Genomic DNA, 16,378 nt, shown 5'->3' with positions numbered 1-16,378 from the left:
GGCTGCAGCGGCGCGGGCGGCGTGACCGTGCCCGGTAGCGCCGACGCGAGTCCGGCGCGTTCGGCCGTGGCTGGCAAGCCGCTGGGCAGGTCCTCGCCCTCCGGCGCGGCGAAGTCGAAAATCGACGTGAGGTCGCCGCAGACGGCACGGCGCCAGGGCGAGATATTGGGCTCGGCCACGCCGAAGCGCTGCTCGATGAAACGCAGCACCGACGTGTGGTCGAACACCTGCGAGTTGACCCAGCCGCCCTTGGTCCAGGGCGACAGCACATACATGGGCACGCGCGGGCCCAGCCCGTAGACGCCGTGCAGATGCGCCGGGGTATCGTCCTTTTCCGCGCCGGCGACGATCTCATGATATTCGCCGCGCGTATCCGCCGTGGAAGCTCCGGCCAGCGCGCCCGAGGCATCGCGCGAGGGCGGCGCGGGCGGGGGCATGTGGTCGAAGAAGCCGTCGTTCTCATCGAACATCAGCAGCAGGACGGTTTTGCTCCAGACCTCGGGGTTGGCCGTCAGCGCATCCAGCACCCGGGCCGTGTAGTCCGCGCCCTGGGCCGGGCTGGACGGGCTGGGGTGCTCGGAGCCGGCCTTGGTCGCACAGATCCAGGACACCTGCGGCAGCGCGCCGTCCAGCACGTCCTGGCGCAGCAGGTCCAGGTCGCGGGTGGTGAGCGCCTTGTCCTTCAACGCGGCTACCGACCCGGGCAGGCCTTGATAGGCATCCCGATAGGCCTTGAACCCGGCGGTGGGGTTCAACGAATAGTTGTCCGCCATGTTCTGGTAGATGCGCCAGCTGACGCCCGCCGCCTCCAGGCGTTCTGGATAGGTCGTCCAGGTGTAGGCGCGCGCCGGATCGCCTCCCGTGAGCTTGTTGTAGGTATTGCCCAAGGCCGGACCATTGCCGCGGCCCAGGCCGTCATTGGTGCCGGTCCACACGAACAGCCGGTTGGTGTTGGTGCCGCCGGTGAACGAGCAGTGATAGGCGTCGCAGACCGTGAAGGCGCGCGCCATGGCGTATTGGAAGGGCATGTCCTCGGCCGCGAAGTACGCCATCGAATGGTTCTTCTTGGCGGCAGGCCAGTTGCCCATGCGGCCCGCGTCCCACGCGTCCTGGGCGTTGGACCAGGTGTGCGGCGTGCTGGCCACGCGCATGGTCTCGAAAGCCTCGTGCGTATCCAGGTGGAAGGGCAGCACCGTGCGCGGCGCGCCTTCATCGGGTTTGTCGTTGTACTGCGCCCAGACGCTGCGATGACGCGCATCGAGGCTGTCCGGCACGGGTATGGGAAAGCGGTCGCCGAACCCGCGCACGCCCGCCAGTCCACCGAAGTAATGGTCGAACGAACGGTTCTCCTGCATGAAGATGACGATGTGCTCCACGTCGCGGATCGTGCCCGTGCGGCGCGCGGCCGGGATCGCGAGCGCGCGACGGATGGAAGCGGGCAGCAGGGCCAGGGCGCTGCCGGCGCCGGCCAGCGAGGCGCCGCTGCGGAGAAAGTCACGTCGGGTCTGCATTGGGCATTCCTGAGAACGACGCTGCCCGCACGGGGCGGGCAGCTGGGAGTGGGCTGGCGGCAGCGGCGATCCTACTTCGCGCCGGTGCTTTCCGCGTAATCCATGTACAGCTTGTGCGCGCGGCGGGCCATCGGGCCGTATTCGAGCTTGCGGTCTTCGACGCGATTCACGTGCACCACCTTGCCGTAGTTGCCGGACGAGAACACTTCGTTGGCTGCCTCGATGTCGGCGCGGGTCAGGCTGCGCTCCTGTACGTCGACGCCGTCGGCCTTCAGCAAGGCCAGCACGCGGCGGCGCGTGATGCCGTTCAGGAAGGTGCCGTTGTCGGCCGGCGTGGACACCACGCCGTCCTTGGCGATCCACAGGTTGCTGGTGGCGAATTCGGCGATGTTACCCGCGCCGTCCAGCATGATGGCGTTGTCGAAACCCTTCTCGGCGGCTTCGCGGATGGCGCGCTGGCCGTTGGGGTAGAGGCAGGACGCCTTGGCGTCGGTCGGCGCCATATTGGGCCAGGAGCGCGCAAAGCTGGAGAAGCAGGCGGAGAAGCCCTGGTCGCCCGGCATCGGCACCTTGAACACATGCAGCACGAACTGGGTCTTGTCGGCGTCCGGCAGCAGGAAGCCGTCGGCGCAATAGAACATGGGCTTGATGTAGAGCTCGGTGCCTTGCGGGAATTTCGCGACCGCCTGCAGGCATAGCTGCTGGATTTCTTCCCAGCCGATCTGCGGCTTCATCAGCATTTTTTCGGCTGAGCGAACCACGCGCTGGCAGTGCAGGTCCAGGTCCGGCGTCAGGCCGCGGAAGGCGCGCGCGCCGTCGAACACCATGCTGGCCATCCAGAAGGCGTGGTCGGCGGGGCCGAGCAGTTTGGGGTTTTCAGTGGTCCAGTGACCGTTGTGCCAGAACAAGGCATCCATGGTTGTCTTCCTTCGCTTGAATTGGGTTGGCGCTGTCGGCGCGCCGAAACGTCAGGATACATGAGGCGGCGGCCGGGTTCCGGCTGTCATTCGCGCGCCAGCGCTGCCTGCACGCGGTCGGCCGCCTGCGCCGGCATCCATTGCCGCCAGACGGCGCCGTACTGCTTGAGGAAATAGCGCGCGGCGTCCTCGGGCTCCTTGCCTTCGTTTTCCAGCCAGCCCAGCGTGGCGTCGATGGCGTCGCTGGGTACGGTCAATTTGCCCAGGAATTCGGCGATCTGCGGCGCCTGTTTCGCGAACTGGGCATTCACGCCGGTGACCACGGGATTGGGCTTGAACTCGGTGGCCACGGGATTGGCGCACTTGGGATCGGTCATGCAGGTATAGGCGGCCTGGTCGAAGGCGGGCAGCTCCAGCTTCACCAGGTCCAGCGCCCCGACCAGCGAGGTGGGCGTCCAGTAGTAGAAGACGATGTCGCGCTTGCGCTTGTACGCGGACACGATGGCGGCCTTCTGTGCGGCGCCGGAACCGGGCGCGAACATCGCGTAGTCCTTTTCGAGCTTCAAGGCGCGCAGCAGGTTCTCGTTCAGGGTGCCGCAGGCCCAGCCTGCCGGGCAGCCGTAGATGCGGCCGCGACCGGGCTCCTCGGGGTCGGCGAATACTTCCTTGAAACGCGCCAGGTCGGCCGCGGATTTCAAGCCGGGGTGGCGTTCAATGGTGTAGCGCGGCACGTACCAGCCTTCGCCGGCGTCGTATACGTGGCCCACGCCCAGCACTTTGCCGCTGGCCAGGGCCTTCTTCCATGCGCCTTCGATCTGGCCGGGCCACACTTCCGGGGTCACGTCGACGTCGCCGCGTTGCAACGCGGCCAGCATGGGCAGGGTTTCGCCGATCTCGACCGTGGTCTTGCAGCCGTAGCCATGTTCCAGCACATAGCGTTCGATACCGGCCAGGACCAGGTTGGATTCCCAGTTCAGGCCGCTGAAGCGGACCGGCCGGTTGATTTCGCAGACGGGAGCGGCGGAATCCGCGGCTGTCGCGGCGGCGGGGAGGAGAGCGGCTGCCAGCGCCAGGGCGCCAAGGACGGGGGCGAGCGGATGCGGGTTGCGCATGGTCAGGCACCTGTTTGGTTGGGTGCCGTTCATTGTACGGGCGGCAGCCGGCGCGCCAAATGAAACGGGGCCGCGGATTGCGGCCCCGTGCTTGCATTGCCCGGATCAGGCGCGGGCGGCGCGCCGACGGTTGATGAAGGCGCCAGCCTCGCCCACGATGCCGCGGCGGAAGGCCAGCACGCAGATCACGAAGATCAGGCCGATCACGATGGTGACCGATTCGCCCAGGCGCAGGAACCAGTCCACGCCGGTCAGGCTGGCCATCATCTGGCCGAAGTCGCCGACCTTGTTCTCCAGCAGCACCACGATGAAGGCGCCGAGGATGGGGCCGGTCAAGGTGCCCAGTCCGCCGATCAGCGTCATCAGGATGACCAGGCCGGACATCTGCCAGGTGGCGTCGGACAAGGTGGCCGATACGAACACCAGGGTCTTGGTGGCGCCCGCCAAACCGGCCAGCGCGGCCGACAGCACGAAGGCCAGCAGCTTGAAGCGGTCGACGTCGTAGCCCAGCGAGATGGCGCGCGGTTCGTTCTCGCGCAGCGCCTGCAGCACCTGGCCGAAGGGCGAGTTCACCGTGCGCCAGATGATGAAGTAGCCGAGGATGAAGATGGCCATCACCACGTAGTACAGGTTCAGGTCCTTGGACAGGTCGATCAGGCCGAACAGGGTGCCGCGCGGCACGCTTTGCAGGCCGTCCTCGCCGCCCGTGAACTTCGCCTGGAGGAAGAAGAAGAACACCATCTGGGACAGGGCCAGGGTGATCATGGCGAAGTAGATGCCGCTGCGGCGGATGGCGATGGCGCCCATTGCCAGGCCCAGCAGCGCCGCCACGGCCACGCCGAACAGCAGGCCGATCTCGGTGGGAAAGCCCCACACCTTGAGCGCGTGGCCGGTCGCGTAGGCCGCGCTGCCCAGGAAGGCGGCGTGCCCGAACGACAAGAGGCCAGTGAAACCCAGCAGCAGGTTGAATGCGCACGCGAAGAGCGCGTAGCACATGATCTTCATGGCGAAGATCGGATACACCCCGACAAAGGGAAGTATGGCCACCACGACGGCCAGTACTGCATAGCCCAGGAATTGACGATTCATTTTTCTTTTCCGAACAGCCCGGCCGGGCGGATCAACAGAACGATGGCCATGATGATGAACACGACCGTGCTGGAGGCCTCGGGCCAGAACACCTTGGTCAGTCCTTCGATCACGCCCAGGCCCAGACCGGTCACGATGGCGCCCATGATGGACCCCATGCCCCCGATCACGACCACGGCGAACACGACGATGATGAGGTTGGAGCCCATCAGCGGGGAAATCTGCAGCACGGGCGCGGCCAGCACGCCGGCAAAGCCTGCCAGCGCCACGCCGAAGCCATAGGTCAGCGTGATCATGCGCGGCACGTTCACGCCGAAGGCCTCCACCAGCCGCGGGTTCTCGGTGCCGGCGCGCAGCAGGGCGCCCAGGCGGGTGCGCTCAATGACGAACCAGGTTGCCAGGCACACCACCAGGGAGGCTGCCACGACCCAGCCGCGGTAGTTCGGCAGGACCATGAAGCCCAGGTTGGTGGCGCCGCGCAGCGCGTCGGGCGTGGGGTAGGGCTGGCCCGAGACGCCGTAGAAGCTGCGGAACAGGCCTTCTATGAGCAGCGTCAGGCCGAAGGTGAGCAGCAGCCCGTACAGGTGATCGAGCTTGTACAGATGCCGCAGCAACAGCTTTTCTATGATGATGCCGAATAGTCCGACGACCAGCGGCGCCAGGATCAGCATGATCCAGTAGTTCAATCCCAGGTACGACAGCCCCATCCAGGCGACGAATGCGCCCAGCATGTAGAGCGCGCCGTGCGCGAAGTTGATGACGTTCAGCAGCCCGAAGATGACGGCCAGCCCGAGCGACAGCATGGCGTAGAAGGAGCCGTTGACCAGGCCCAGCAATAGCTGGCCGAACAAGGCCTGTATGGGGATGCCGAAAATGTCAGTCATCTTGTGAAAATCCTGCGCGTACGGATGGAAGCGAGTTAGTTGAAACTTGACCGATCAAGACGTGACCCGGCGCCTCGCGCCGCCGGGTCGCGTCTGGAATCACCTGGGCTGGATTACTTCTTGACCAGCTTGCAGGTGGACTCGGACAACTTGGTGTAGACCTCGTCGCCGGGCAGCGTCGCCACGACCTTGTAGTAGTCCCACGGAGCCTTGGATTCGGCCGGCGTCTTGACTTGCATCAGGTACATGTCGTGGATCATGCGGCCGTCTTCGCGCACATAACCGCCTTGCGCGAAGAAGTCGTTGACCTTGTTCGACTTCATCCACTTCATGACGGCGTCGCCGTCGTCCGTGCCGGTGGACTTGATGGCGTTCAGGTAGAAAGCCGTGGCCGAGTAGTCGCCCGCCTGCAGCATGGAAGGCTTGCGGCCGACCTTGGCTTCGAATTTCTTGGACCAGGCGCGCGAGGCATCGGATTGGTCCCAATACCAGCCGTCGGTCAGGTACATGCCCTGGGTGGCTTGCAGGCCCAGCGCGTGCACGTCGTTGATGAAGACCAGCAGGCCGGCCATCTTCATGGTCTTGGTCACGCCGAATTCATTGGCGGCCTTGATCGAGTTGATGGTGTCGCCGCCGGCGTTGGCCAGGCCCAGGATCTGCGCCTTGGAGGCTTGCGCCTGCAGCAGGAAGGACGAGAAGTCCGACGCGCCCAGCGGCGCGCGCACCTGGCCCTTGACCTCGCCGCCCGCGGCCTTGACCACGGCCATGGTGTCGCGTTCCAGCGCGTGGCCGAAGGCGTAGTCCGCGGTCAGGAAGAACCAGCTCTTGCCGCCGTCCTTCACCACGGCGGAACCCGTGCCGCGCGCCAGGGCCACGGTGTCGTAGGCATAGTGCACGGTATAGGGCGAGCATTGGGCGTTGGTCAGGTCCGACGCGCCCGCGCCGATCGCCATGAAGGGCTTCTTCTTCGCGGCGGCCACGCCGGCCATGGCCAGGCTGGTCGACGAGTTGGTGCCGGCGATGATGACGTCCACCTTCTGCTCGTCGAACCATTCGCGCACGCGTGCGGACGCCACGTCGGCCTTGTTCTGGTGGTCGGCCGACACGACTTCGATCTTCTTGCCGTTGATCGAACCGCCCGCATCTTCGATCGCCATGCGGACGGCTTCCAGACCGGCCTTGCCGTCGATGTCGGAATACACGCCCGACATGTCAGTGATGAAGCCGATGCGGATGACATCGTCGGAGATACCTTGCGCGTGGGCGGTTGCCCCAGCAAATCCCAGGCCCGCCATGGCCAGTGCAGCAGTGATGGTGTGCAGCTTCATGGGATGACTCCTCTTCCCTACGGTGTAGTGTTGCCGGATTTCCGGCGGATGACACAGGTTCTAGACGCCCAGCAGTTCGTTGAGCGTGTCCTGTTTTTCTGAAAGTTCTGCGGCTTCGAAGTGCTCGACGATCTGGCCGTGCTCCATGACATAGAAGCGGTCGGCCAAGGGCGCTGCGAAGCGGAAGTTCTGCTCCACCATGACGATGGTGTAGCCGCGCTGCTTCAGCGCCGTGATCATGCGCGCCAGCGCCTGCACGATGACAGGGGCCAGGCCTTCGGAGATTTCGTCGAGCAGCAGCAGGTTTGCGCCGGTGCGCAGGATGCGCGCCACGGCCAGCATCTGTTGTTCGCCGCCCGACAGGCGCGTGCCGGGAGAATTCCGGCGCTCCTGCAGGTTGGGGAACATGTCGTAGATTTCGGCCAGCGACATGCCGCCGCCCAGCGAGCCGACGACCGGCGGCAGCAGCAGGTTTTCTTCGCAAGACAGGCTGGCGAAGATGCCGCGTTCCTCGGGGCAGTAGCCCACGCCCAGGTGGGCGATCTTGTAGGTGGGCAGGTCGATGGCTTCGGTGCCGTGGATGCGTACCGAACCCTTGCGCGATCCCGTTAGGCCCAGGATGGCCCGCAGGGTCGTGGTGCGCCCGGCGCCATTGCGTCCGAGCAGCGTGACCACTTCGCCTTGTCCAACGCGCATATCCACGCCGTGCAGGATATGCGATTCCCCGTACCAGGCCTGCAGGCCCGAAATTTCCAGTGCCGGGGTGCTCATGCGTGCGCTCCTTGAAGTTCGCCCTCGGTGGTGCCCATGTAAGCCTGCATCACGGCCGGATGGCGGGAGACTTCGGCGTACGATCCTTCGGCCAGTACGGAGCCGCGCGCGAGCACGGTGATGGTGTTGGCGATGGAGGACACGACATTCATGTTGTGTTCCACCATCAGGATGGTCCGCCCGGCGCTGACGCGCTTGATCAGTTGCGTGACGCGGTCCACGTCCTCGTGGCCCATGCCCTGCGTGGGTTCGTCCAGCAGCATCAGTTCCGGTTCCATCGCCAGCGTGGTGGCGATTTCCAGCGCGCGCTTGCGGCCGTAGGGCAGGTTTACGGTGGTCTCGTCGGCGAAGGCGCCCAGGTCGACCTGTTCCAGCAGCGCGCGCGCAGGCTCGTTCAGCGCGGCCAGTTGCTTGTCGCTCTTCCAGAAGTGGAACGACAGGCCGGTCTTGCGCTGCAAGCCGATGCGGACGTTCTCCAGTACGGTCAGGTGCGGGAACACTGCCGAGATCTGGAATGAACGGATCACGCCGCGCCGCGCGATCTGCGCGGGCCGCTCGCCGGTAATGTCGATACCGTTGAACTTGATGGTTCCCGACGTGGGAGAGAGAAACTTGGTAAGCAGGTTGAAGCAAGTGGTCTTGCCCGCGCCGTTAGGCCCGATCAAGGCATGAATCTCGCCCCGCTTGATACGCAAATCGACCCCATTGACCGCGACGAATCCGCGGAATTCCTTGGTGAGGCCTTTTGTCTCCAGGATCGTGTCGTCCATGTTCGCTGCACCGGCGTTGTATTTATTTCGGTCTCCACCTGCCGTCGTTGCGCCAGGTCCCCGCAGGGTCCGGAAAACTGGCGAAGCATCGCCGTTTTCTTATGAGTTGCCGGCGAGTATGCGCACCTATTTATCAAAATTCCATGAGGGTTTGTCATAGGTTTTGCAGTGCGGCAAGGGCAATTGTCGGCAGGCCGACAATGCTTGCTCTACAAGGGAAGAGAGCCTTTCCATAATGGAAATGCATTGCAGCAAATACGCGTTGATCGTCATCAACGCGTCATGCATTTCATAACGAGGGAAAACCCGGTTTTCCGCAAGCCGATATCGTGTCGGCGCATCAGCGCATGCGCTGATCAGGCGGGCGTTTTCTGCTTGAATTCGCAGAGGTCGGAAATGCCGCATTGAGGGCATTTGGGCTTGCGCGCCACACAGACGTAGCGGCCCAGCAGGATCAGCCAGTGATGCGCGTCCTGCATGTATTCGCGCGGCACGAACTTTTCGAGTTTCTGTTCGACCTCCAGCACGTTCTTGCCGGGCGCGATGCCGGTGCGGTTCGATACGCGGAAGATGTGCGTATCCACCGCCATCGTGGGTTGTCCGAACGCGGTGTTGAGCACCACGTTGGCGGTCTTGCGTCCCACGCCGGGCAGGGCTTCGAGCGCCTCGCGGGTCTGCGGCACTTCGCCGCCATGTTGTTCGATCAGGATCTTGCAGGTGGCGATGGTGTTCTTCGCCTTGGTGCGGTACAGCCCGATCGTCTTGATGTAGTCCGACAGGCCTTGCTCGCCCAGTGCCAGCAGGGCCTGCGGCGTGCCGTAAGCGGGGAAGAATTTGCGCGTGGCGATGTTGACCGACTTGTCGGTCGCCTGCGCCGATAGCAGCACGGCGATCAGCAGATGGAACGGCGTGTCGTATTCGAGTTCGGTGGTCGGGTGCGGGTTGGCGGCCTGCAGGCGGGCGAAGATCTCTCGGCGTTTGGCTGCGTTCATGATTGCGTGGGGTTGCGGCGGGCCCGGGCGCGGGCCAGCGCGGATTCAATGGCGGAACGCTTGCGGTCCTCGTCGCGCGCATCGTCGGCGGCGGGAGCGGGAGTGCTTGGCGCGGCAGCCGCTTCGGGCGCCATCAAGCGTGCGTTGTCGGCGGCCAGGCGTTCGGCCCGCGCCAGGTGGCTGCGGTGGCGCTGGCGGCCGATGGCGGCATCCTGCGCGCCCCAGGCGCGGCCTGCCGGCACCATCTGGATGCAGTCGACCGGACAGGGCGCCACGCACAGGTCGCAGCCGGTGCACCAGTCCGTCAGCACGGTGTGCATGTGCTTGTTGGCGCCCACGATGGCGTCCACCGGACAGGCCTGGATGCACAGCGTACAGCCGATGCAATGCGCTTCGTCGATGCGCGCGACCAGCAGCGGCCCGGGTTCGCCGCGCGTGGCGTCCAGGGGCAGGACGGAGGTGTCGAGCAGGGCCGCCAGCGCGGCGATGCCTTCATCGCCTCCGGGCGGGCAACGGTTGATCGGGGCGGCGCCGTCCGCGATGGCGTCGGCATAGGGCCGGCAGCCGGTGTATCCGCACTTGGTGCATTGCGTCTGGGGCAGCAAGGCGTCGATGCGGTCGGCTAGTGAGCGACAGGACATGGATGTGTAGGAGAACTCGTGGGGCGGGGCGCGAAAAGACAGAAGCCAGGGGCCCAAATGCAGATCGCGCGCAACCCATCAAACAACAGTGGCATTTCCAGCCACCGTTGTTTGATGGGTTGCGCGCGTCGGAGGTCCGGGTTCTAGTCCCGCTTGACTCGCGCAGCACCCATCCTACGCAGATTGCCGGATGAATTCGGCAATTTTAGGACAGATCATTTCGCGCCAGCGGCGGCCGGAGAAAATGCCGTAGTGGCCACAGTTCGGCGCCGTGTAGTGCGTCTTGCGCTCGGCCGGGATGTTCTTGCACAGCTTGATGGCGGCACGGGTCTGGCCTTGGCCGGAAATGTCGTCCAGCTCGCCTTCGATGGTGAGGAGGGCGACCTTCTTGATGTCCGCCGGACGTACCTGCTTGCCGTCCACTTCCCAGGTGCCGTTGGGCAGCTGGAATTCCTGGAACACCATGCGGATCGTGTCCAGGTAGAACTCGGCCGGCATGTCCAGCACGGCGTTGTATTCGTCGTAGAAGCGGCGGTGCGCTTCGGCGTCGCTGTCGTCGCCGCGCAGCAGGTCCAGGTAGAAGTCGTAATGCGACTTCATGTGGCGGTCGGGATTCATGGCCATGAATCCTGCGTGCTGCAGAAAGCCTGGATAGACCTTGCGACCGGCGCCCGGATAGCGCGGCGGTACTGGGTGGATGACCTGGTTCTCGAACCAGGAGTAGGGCTTGGTGGTGGCCAGGCGGTTCACCTGCGTGGGCGACTGGCGCGGGTCGATGGGCCCGCCCATCATCACCATGCTGCGCGGCTGGCAAGGATCGTTGGCGGAGGCCATCAACGAGACGGCGGCCAGCACCGGCACCGTGGGCTGGCACACGGAAATGACGTGCACGTCCGGACCCAGGTGGCGGATGAAGTCCTGCACGTAGCGCACGTAGTCGTTCAGGTGGAACGGGCCGGCCGACAGCGGCACCATGCGGGCGTCGACCCAGTCCGTGACATAGACGTCGTGGGCCGGCAACAGGGCGCGCACGGTGTCGCGCAGCAGGGTGGCGTGGTGGCCGGACAGCGGCGCGACCAGCAGGACCTTGGGATCGTCCTGGCCCGCGTGGCGGACGTCGCGCTGGAAGTGCAGCAGGCGGCAGAACGGCTTGTCCATGGCCACGCCTTCAATGACGCGGACGGACTTGCCCTTGATTTCCGTGGTGGGCAGGTTCCAGGCAGGCTTCTGGTATTCCTTGCCGATACGGGTCATCAGCTCATACCCGGCCGCCATCTGGCGGGAGATCGGGGTATAGGCGAGGGGGCTGTAGGGGCTGGAGAACAGCTGAGAACCGGCGTCCGTGAATGCTGCGAACGGAGTCAGGAAGGCGCGCTGCATTTCGTGCAATTGATACAGCATTTGAGAAAAGTCCTTCTGGGTCGTGCGTGTGCCCCGATTATTGCCCCGGGGACTAACGATATTTCTAAACAGCCTGAAGAAACGCCGACAAAAAAAGCAAATCTGTTGCTAAAAAGCGACCCGATACCCATTAGGCACCAGTTTAGGGCGCTTTTTACAACGCGCTGTCATACCAAAGGGAGGGTTTATGCACTAAGTCGGACGGAGAGAACTACCAGTAGTTTTCCACCGCCAGATTGCCCGGGATGCCCCGGCGTCCTGGCTTGAAGCCGCGTTCGCCCAGCAGCTTGCGGGCGTCCGCCAGCATGTCGGGGTTGCCGCAAAGCATGATCTTGGCCTGTTCCGGATCCAGCGGTTGGCCTGCCAACTGCTCCAGGCGGCCGTCAGCGATCAGCGTGGTCAGGCGTTCCTGCGGCATGCCGGGCAGGGCTTCGCGGGTGGCGATGGGCAGGTAGACGAGCTTCTGCGGGTCAGCGGCGAAAAACTCGGCCAGGGCCGGTTCGGCGCGCCAGGATTCGATTTCGCCGCGGTAGGCGAGCTCCGCGGCGGTGCGCACGCCGTGCACCAGGATGATGCGGCGATAGGCGCGCCAGACGGCGGGGTCGCGCAGGATCGACAGGTACGCCGACAGGCCGGTGCCCGAGGCCAGCAGCCAGAGATCGCCGCCGGGCGCAAAGCGCTCCAGGGTCAGGAAGCCGTAGGGCGTCTTTTCCACATAGAGGTCGTCGCCGGGCTGCAGCCGCGCCATGCGCGGGCTGAACTGGCCTTCGGGGACCACGATGGAATAGAACTCCAGCCAGGGTTCGTGCGGCGCCGACACCATGGAGTAGGCGCGCCACAGCGTGGGTTCGCCTTTGGCGGCGCCGGCTTCCGGCAGACCCACCCGGGCGAACTGGCCCGGCTGGAACGTATACGCGTCGTCGCGCGTTACGCGCACGGAGAACAGCTTGTCAGGCACCCAGGTGTGGACGTGGGTTACGGTCTGGCGCGTGTATTTGGAGTCGTCGGTCATCGGCACATCGCGCGGGGCCGGCCGCCAGGCTGGGGCCGGCCCCGTGGATTATTTTTCCAGGTATTGCAGCTTGTCCTGCTTGCCGTTCCATTCGTCGGCGTCGGGCAGGGGCTTCTTGGCGCGGCTGATGCTGCCGAACTCGGGCGAGAGTTCGGCGTTCAGCGCGATGAAATTCATTTGGTCCTGCGGCACATCTTCTTCGGCGTAGATGGCATTGGCCGGGCATTCCGGGATGCAGACGGCGCAGTCGATGCATTCGTCAGGGTCGATCACGAGGAAGTTCGGACCCTCACGAAAACAGTCCACCGGGCACACGTCTACGCAGTCGGTGTACTTGCACTTAATACAGTTTTCGGTGACAACGTGGGTCATTCAGGAACTCCGGGAGCGGCGGCTTTTGTGTCTTGTTGGGCGGATTTTACCCAATGCCGCGCCGATGTGCCGGCAATACCCGTATTGACATAGTGGCCCTTCGCCCTTAATGGCGGGGGCTCTATGCTATGGTGTCGCGAAACGAAACGCGCCACCATGATAATCACTTCGCTGCTCGACACCGATCTGTATAAATTCAGCATGATGCAGGTGGTTCTGCATCAGTTTCCCGCTGCCCAGGTCGAGTACCGTTACAAATGCCGCACGCCCGGGGTCGACCTGCGTCCCTACCTGGATGAAATCCGCGAGGAAGTACGCCAGCTATGCCAGCTGCGCTTCACCGAGGACGAGCTTAATTATCTGGGCGGCTTGCGCTTTATCAAAAGCGACTTCATCGACTTCCTGGAGCTGTTCCATCTGCCGGAGCGCTGCATCCATATAGAGGAAGGCGAGGGTCCGGGCGAAATCAGCATCGAGGTCAAGGGCCCCTGGCTGCACACGATCCTGTTCGAGATTCCGGTGCTGGCCATCGTCAACGAAGTCTACTTCCGCAACACACGCAAGAATCCCGACTGGGAAGAGGGCCGCAAGCGCCTGCAGTCCAAGATGCACCTGGTGCTGGACGATCCCGCGCTGGCCGACTTCCGCGTGGCTGAATACGGCACGCGCCGCCGCTTCTCCAAGGTCTGGCACGAGGAGATCGTGTCCACCATGAAGGCGCAGATGGGCGATCATTTCGCCGGCACCAGCAATGTGCTGCTGGCCAAGCAGCACGAAGTCCTGCCGCTGGGCACGATGGGTCACGAATACCTGCAGGCCTGCCAGGCGCTGGGGCCGCGGCTGCGCGATTCGCAGGTGTACGCGCTGGAGGTCTGGGCCAAGGAATACCGTGGCGACCTGGGCATCGCGCTGTCGGACGTCTACGGCATGGATGCCTTCCTGCGCGATTTCGACATGTATTTCTGCAAGCTGTTCGACGGCGCCCGGCATGACTCCGGCGATCCCTTCGTCTGGGGCGAGCGCCTGCTCGAGCACTACCGCAAGAACCGCGTGGATCCGCGCGCCAAGACGCTGGTGTTCTCGGATTCACTGACATTCCCGCGCGCCATCGAACTGGCCCGCCAGTTCTCCGGCCGTTGCAAGGTGTCCTTCGGCATCGGCACCAATCTGACCAACGACCTGGGCCACGAGCCTCTGCAGATCGTCATGAAGATGGTCCGCTGCAATGGCCAGCCGGTGGCCAAGGTGTCCGATGCGCCGGAAAAGACCATGTGCGACGATCCGGCCTATCTGGCCTATCTGCGCCAGGTTTTCCAGTTGCCCCCCGCCTGATGGCGGCTCGGGGTAAATTGCGGATTCTTCTGCATAGTTCCACCCAACCCACTCGAATCTAGGGGAATATTCATGAGCAGCATCAAGCGCTTCCACGTGGCCAAGCGCCTGTCCGACATGGCCGTGTACAACGGCGTCGCGTACCTGGCCGGCCAAGTGCCGGACGATTCCACGCTGGACATCACCGGCCAGACCGAACAGGTGCTCGCCACGATCGACCGCCTGCTGGCCGAAGCCGGCACCGACAAGACCAAGATCCTGATGGCCCAGATCTACGTGGCCAACATGAAGGAATTCGATGGCATGAACAAGGCCTGGGACGCTTGGGTCGCCGACGGCAACTCGCCCCCGCGCGCCACCGTCGAGGCCCGTCTGGCCAACCCGGATTTCAAGGTCGAAATCGTCGTGACGGCTGCCGTCTGAAGACGCTTCCCGGTGTCGGGCGCCGCAGGCGCCTGATGCCTGGCAGGGCATTCCCCTGAGTGCCGGACTTTTGCGTCCGGCACGCGCCAGATCTTCCCCGCGCTCTGCCGGCTACTGCCCCAGCAGCAGCGTCGCGGCCAGCAGGCCGCCCAATTCCTCGCATCTTGCAAGGTCCGCGCTGGCCACGGTCTTGGGCGCCAGGATCTGCTGCGCAGTCTGCGCACCCATGTTGACGATGAGCGGCGGCGCCAGCGCGCTGAGCCGCCAGCCGGTGCAGATGCGTTCCACCTGACGCGCCGCGCCCGCGCCATCGCTGCCCGCGCTGATGGCGCAGGCATAGGGCAGCCCTTGTATCCGATCCAGCACCGCGTAGTAGTTGCGGTCGAAGAATTCCTTCATCTCGCCGCTCAGCGACGCCAGGTTTTCGGGAGCGCAGAACAGATAGCCCTGGCTGGCGAGTAGCTCCTCGGCCTGCGTGTCCGCGGCCCGCCGCAGGAGCACGTTCAGATCGGCCGCCTGTTCCAGCTGTGTGGCGGCCGAGAGCGCTCCGCGCGCCGCGGCTTCGGCCATCTGCCGCGCGGCGCCGGTGCGCGAATGCCACACGATCAGCAGCTGTTTCATGCGTAGCGTTCCAGGGGATCCTGCCGATAGTAGGCCCGCAGCAACCCATACCATTGCGGCAGCGCTTCGTGCATGGGGTAGGGGTCCACGAAGAAGTGCTCCGAGCTGACCGCGAAGAACTCGGCCTCGTCGGTGGCGGCGTAGGGATCCATGGGTAGCTGGCCATACCAGGCGTCAGCGGCCTCGCTTTCCGGGTCCACGTCCTGCGGGATGGCGGCTTCGACCGCGTCCACGGCCGCAATGAAGCGGTCCAGGCTGTCGTCCAGGATGCGGCGCCAGGCCTGGGGCTTGAGCTCGGGGTGCGCGGCCAGCGAGGGCATGCCGTCGGCGTAGCCCGAGCGCAGGTCCAGCTTGTGGGCGAACTCGTGGATGACCACGTTGAAGCCGCCGTCCGAGAGCTGGGTGTCTTCCCAGGACAGGACCAGCGGCCCGCCTTCCCAGGCCTCGCCGGCGGCGTCTTCCATGTATTCGTGCACCACGCCGTCGTCGTCCTGGCTCGAACGCGGGATGCGGAAGCTGGCCGGGTATACGATGATCTCGTCCCAGCCTTCATACAGTTCCGGCGCCAGGTTGAGGATGGGCAGGCTGGCCTGGGCCGCGATGCTCAGGCGCATGAAATCCGAGACCTCCAGTCCCTGCGCGCCGTTGATGTTCTTGCTGGCCAGCAGCCAGGCGGAACGCGCCTGCAGCTGGGCCGCTTCTTCGGTGTTCAAGGCCGCCAGGAACGGGTGGGCCTCCAGTACCTGTTGCCACAGTTCCGGCGAGATGCGGGCCTGCATTTCGGCCACCGCGGCGGGGCGGGCGCCCCGGCCCTTGAGCCAGCGCAACATAAGCTTCAGTTCCTTCCATATGCCGGGGCTAGCGGCTGCTTTTGGTGTCTACAAACCCTAGTGTAGAGTGTCGGGATATCAAACTACATCCGTTCGACGTCCGTCATGTCCGCCCCGCCTGTTCCCGACGCGCCTACGCCTTTCGACGCTTCCTGGCGCCAGGAGGTAGGCGCCGGCCTGGATGCCGATGGCATGGCGCTGATCGACCAGGCGGTGGCCTGGGCCGAGCCGCGTTTCGAAGGACAGCAGGCGCTGACCGGCGAGCCCCTGGCCGGGCACGGCGCGGGCGTGGTCCGCATCCTGGCGGCCCTGCATACCGATGCCGCCACCCGCGCCGCAGCCCTGCTGGCGGCCTTGCCGACTGACCTGATG

18 protein-coding genes are annotated in these 16,378 nt (G+C 64.8%); 3 read left to right on the top strand and 15 right to left on the bottom strand.

From position 1 onward, the window contains the following. The 13 genes from WBB14_RS02745 to fdxA form a co-directional block, all read right to left on the bottom strand. On the bottom strand, positions 1 to 1,511 hold a 1,511-nt coding region (locus WBB14_RS02745; RefSeq protein ID WP_424238464.1), incomplete at its 3' end, for a phosphocholine-specific phospholipase C. A 71-nt stretch (positions 1,512 to 1,582) separates the two neighbouring features. Further along, positions 1,583 to 2,428, bottom strand: a complete 846-nt coding sequence (locus WBB14_RS02740) for a branched-chain amino acid aminotransferase (RefSeq protein ID WP_424238463.1) — start codon at positions 2,426 to 2,428, stop codon at positions 1,583 to 1,585. Between the two features lie 86 nt (positions 2,429 to 2,514). After that, positions 2,515 to 3,540, bottom strand: a complete 1,026-nt coding sequence (locus WBB14_RS02735) for an ABC transporter substrate-binding protein (protein WP_424238462.1) — start codon at positions 3,538 to 3,540, stop codon at positions 2,515 to 2,517. A 105-nt stretch (positions 3,541 to 3,645) separates the two neighbouring features. Beyond that, entirely contained in the window at positions 3,646 to 4,629 is a 984-nt protein-coding gene (locus tag WBB14_RS02730) for a branched-chain amino acid ABC transporter permease (RefSeq protein WP_424238461.1), read from the bottom strand. Beyond that, entirely contained in the window at positions 4,626 to 5,513 is an 888-nt protein-coding gene (locus tag WBB14_RS02725) for a branched-chain amino acid ABC transporter permease (protein WP_424238460.1), read from the bottom strand. Before WBB14_RS02725 ends, WBB14_RS02730 begins: the two co-directional genes overlap by 4 nt. 113 nt (positions 5,514 to 5,626) lie before the next feature. Beyond that, positions 5,627 to 6,841: an ABC transporter substrate-binding protein gene (locus WBB14_RS02720; protein WP_013392191.1), complete on the bottom strand. Its 1,215-nt coding sequence runs from the start codon at positions 6,839 to 6,841 to the stop codon at positions 5,627 to 5,629. A gap of 60 nt (positions 6,842 to 6,901) precedes the next feature. Beyond that, positions 6,902 to 7,612 carry an ABC transporter ATP-binding protein gene (locus tag WBB14_RS02715; protein ID WP_013392192.1) on the bottom strand — a complete coding sequence of 237 codons (711 nt, stop codon included), beginning with the start codon at positions 7,610 to 7,612 and terminating at the stop codon, positions 6,902 to 6,904. Further along, positions 7,609 to 8,382 (bottom strand): ABC transporter ATP-binding protein, encoded by a 774-nt coding sequence (locus WBB14_RS02710; RefSeq protein WP_013392193.1) that lies wholly within the window; start codon positions 8,380 to 8,382, stop codon positions 7,609 to 7,611. The genes WBB14_RS02715 and WBB14_RS02710 overlap by 4 nt, the downstream gene beginning before the upstream one ends. 356 nt (positions 8,383 to 8,738) lie before the next feature. After that, positions 8,739 to 9,374, bottom strand: coding sequence for an endonuclease III (nth, locus tag WBB14_RS02705; RefSeq protein ID WP_424238459.1), 636 nt, complete (start codon positions 9,372 to 9,374; stop codon positions 8,739 to 8,741). Then, positions 9,371 to 10,015 (bottom strand): electron transport complex subunit RsxB, encoded by a 645-nt coding sequence (gene rsxB, locus WBB14_RS02700; protein ID WP_424238458.1) that lies wholly within the window; start codon positions 10,013 to 10,015, stop codon positions 9,371 to 9,373. Before rsxB ends, nth begins: the two co-directional genes overlap by 4 nt. A 174-nt stretch (positions 10,016 to 10,189) precedes the next feature. Next, the gene (locus tag WBB14_RS02695; protein ID WP_424238457.1) at positions 10,190 to 11,416 is read right to left on the bottom strand and encodes a polyhydroxyalkanoate depolymerase; all 1,227 of its coding nucleotides are present in this window, start codon (positions 11,414 to 11,416) and stop codon (positions 10,190 to 10,192) included. 211 nt (positions 11,417 to 11,627) lie between these two features. Then, a complete protein-coding gene (locus WBB14_RS02690) occupies positions 11,628 to 12,428 on the bottom strand; it encodes a ferredoxin--NADP reductase (RefSeq protein WP_424238456.1) in 801 nt (266 codons plus the stop codon). Between the two features lie 48 nt (positions 12,429 to 12,476). Then, the gene (gene fdxA / locus WBB14_RS02685; RefSeq protein WP_424238455.1) at positions 12,477 to 12,800 is read right to left on the bottom strand and encodes a ferredoxin FdxA; all 324 of its coding nucleotides are present in this window, start codon (positions 12,798 to 12,800) and stop codon (positions 12,477 to 12,479) included. A 123-nt stretch (positions 12,801 to 12,923) separates the two neighbouring features. Here fdxA and pncB point away from each other — a divergent pair, with 123 nt between their 5' ends. After that, a complete protein-coding gene (gene pncB, locus WBB14_RS02680) occupies positions 12,924 to 14,132 on the top strand; it encodes a nicotinate phosphoribosyltransferase (protein ID WP_424238454.1) in 1,209 nt (402 codons plus the stop codon). A gap of 72 nt (positions 14,133 to 14,204) precedes the next feature. Further along, on the top strand, positions 14,205 to 14,555 hold the full coding sequence (locus tag WBB14_RS02675; RefSeq protein WP_013392200.1) for a RidA family protein: 351 nt from the start codon (positions 14,205 to 14,207) through the stop codon (positions 14,553 to 14,555). Between the two features lie 111 nt (positions 14,556 to 14,666). On the opposite strand, the gene WBB14_RS02670 is transcribed toward WBB14_RS02675, so the two are convergent. Together WBB14_RS02670 and WBB14_RS02665 are read right to left on the bottom strand one after the other, a co-directional pair. Continuing rightward, complete coding sequence (locus WBB14_RS02670; RefSeq protein WP_424238453.1) at positions 14,667 to 15,176, bottom strand: NAD(P)H-dependent oxidoreductase; 510 nt, start codon at positions 15,174 to 15,176, stop codon at positions 14,667 to 14,669. Further along, entirely contained in the window at positions 15,173 to 16,006 is an 834-nt protein-coding gene (locus tag WBB14_RS02665; protein WP_424238452.1) for a zinc-dependent peptidase, read from the bottom strand. Before WBB14_RS02665 ends, WBB14_RS02670 begins: the two co-directional genes overlap by 4 nt. A 105-nt stretch (positions 16,007 to 16,111) precedes the next feature. Between WBB14_RS02665 and WBB14_RS02660 the strand changes: the two genes are divergently transcribed. Beyond that, a partial coding sequence (locus WBB14_RS02660; RefSeq protein ID WP_424238451.1) for an HD domain-containing protein occupies positions 16,112 to 16,378 on the top strand: 267 nt, incomplete at its 3' end.

Source organism: Achromobacter sp. (genome assembly GCF_049647645.1).
GTDB lineage: Bacteria > Pseudomonadota > Gammaproteobacteria > Burkholderiales > Burkholderiaceae_B > Achromobacter.
This window is presented reverse-complemented; position numbering and strand designations above follow the sequence as displayed.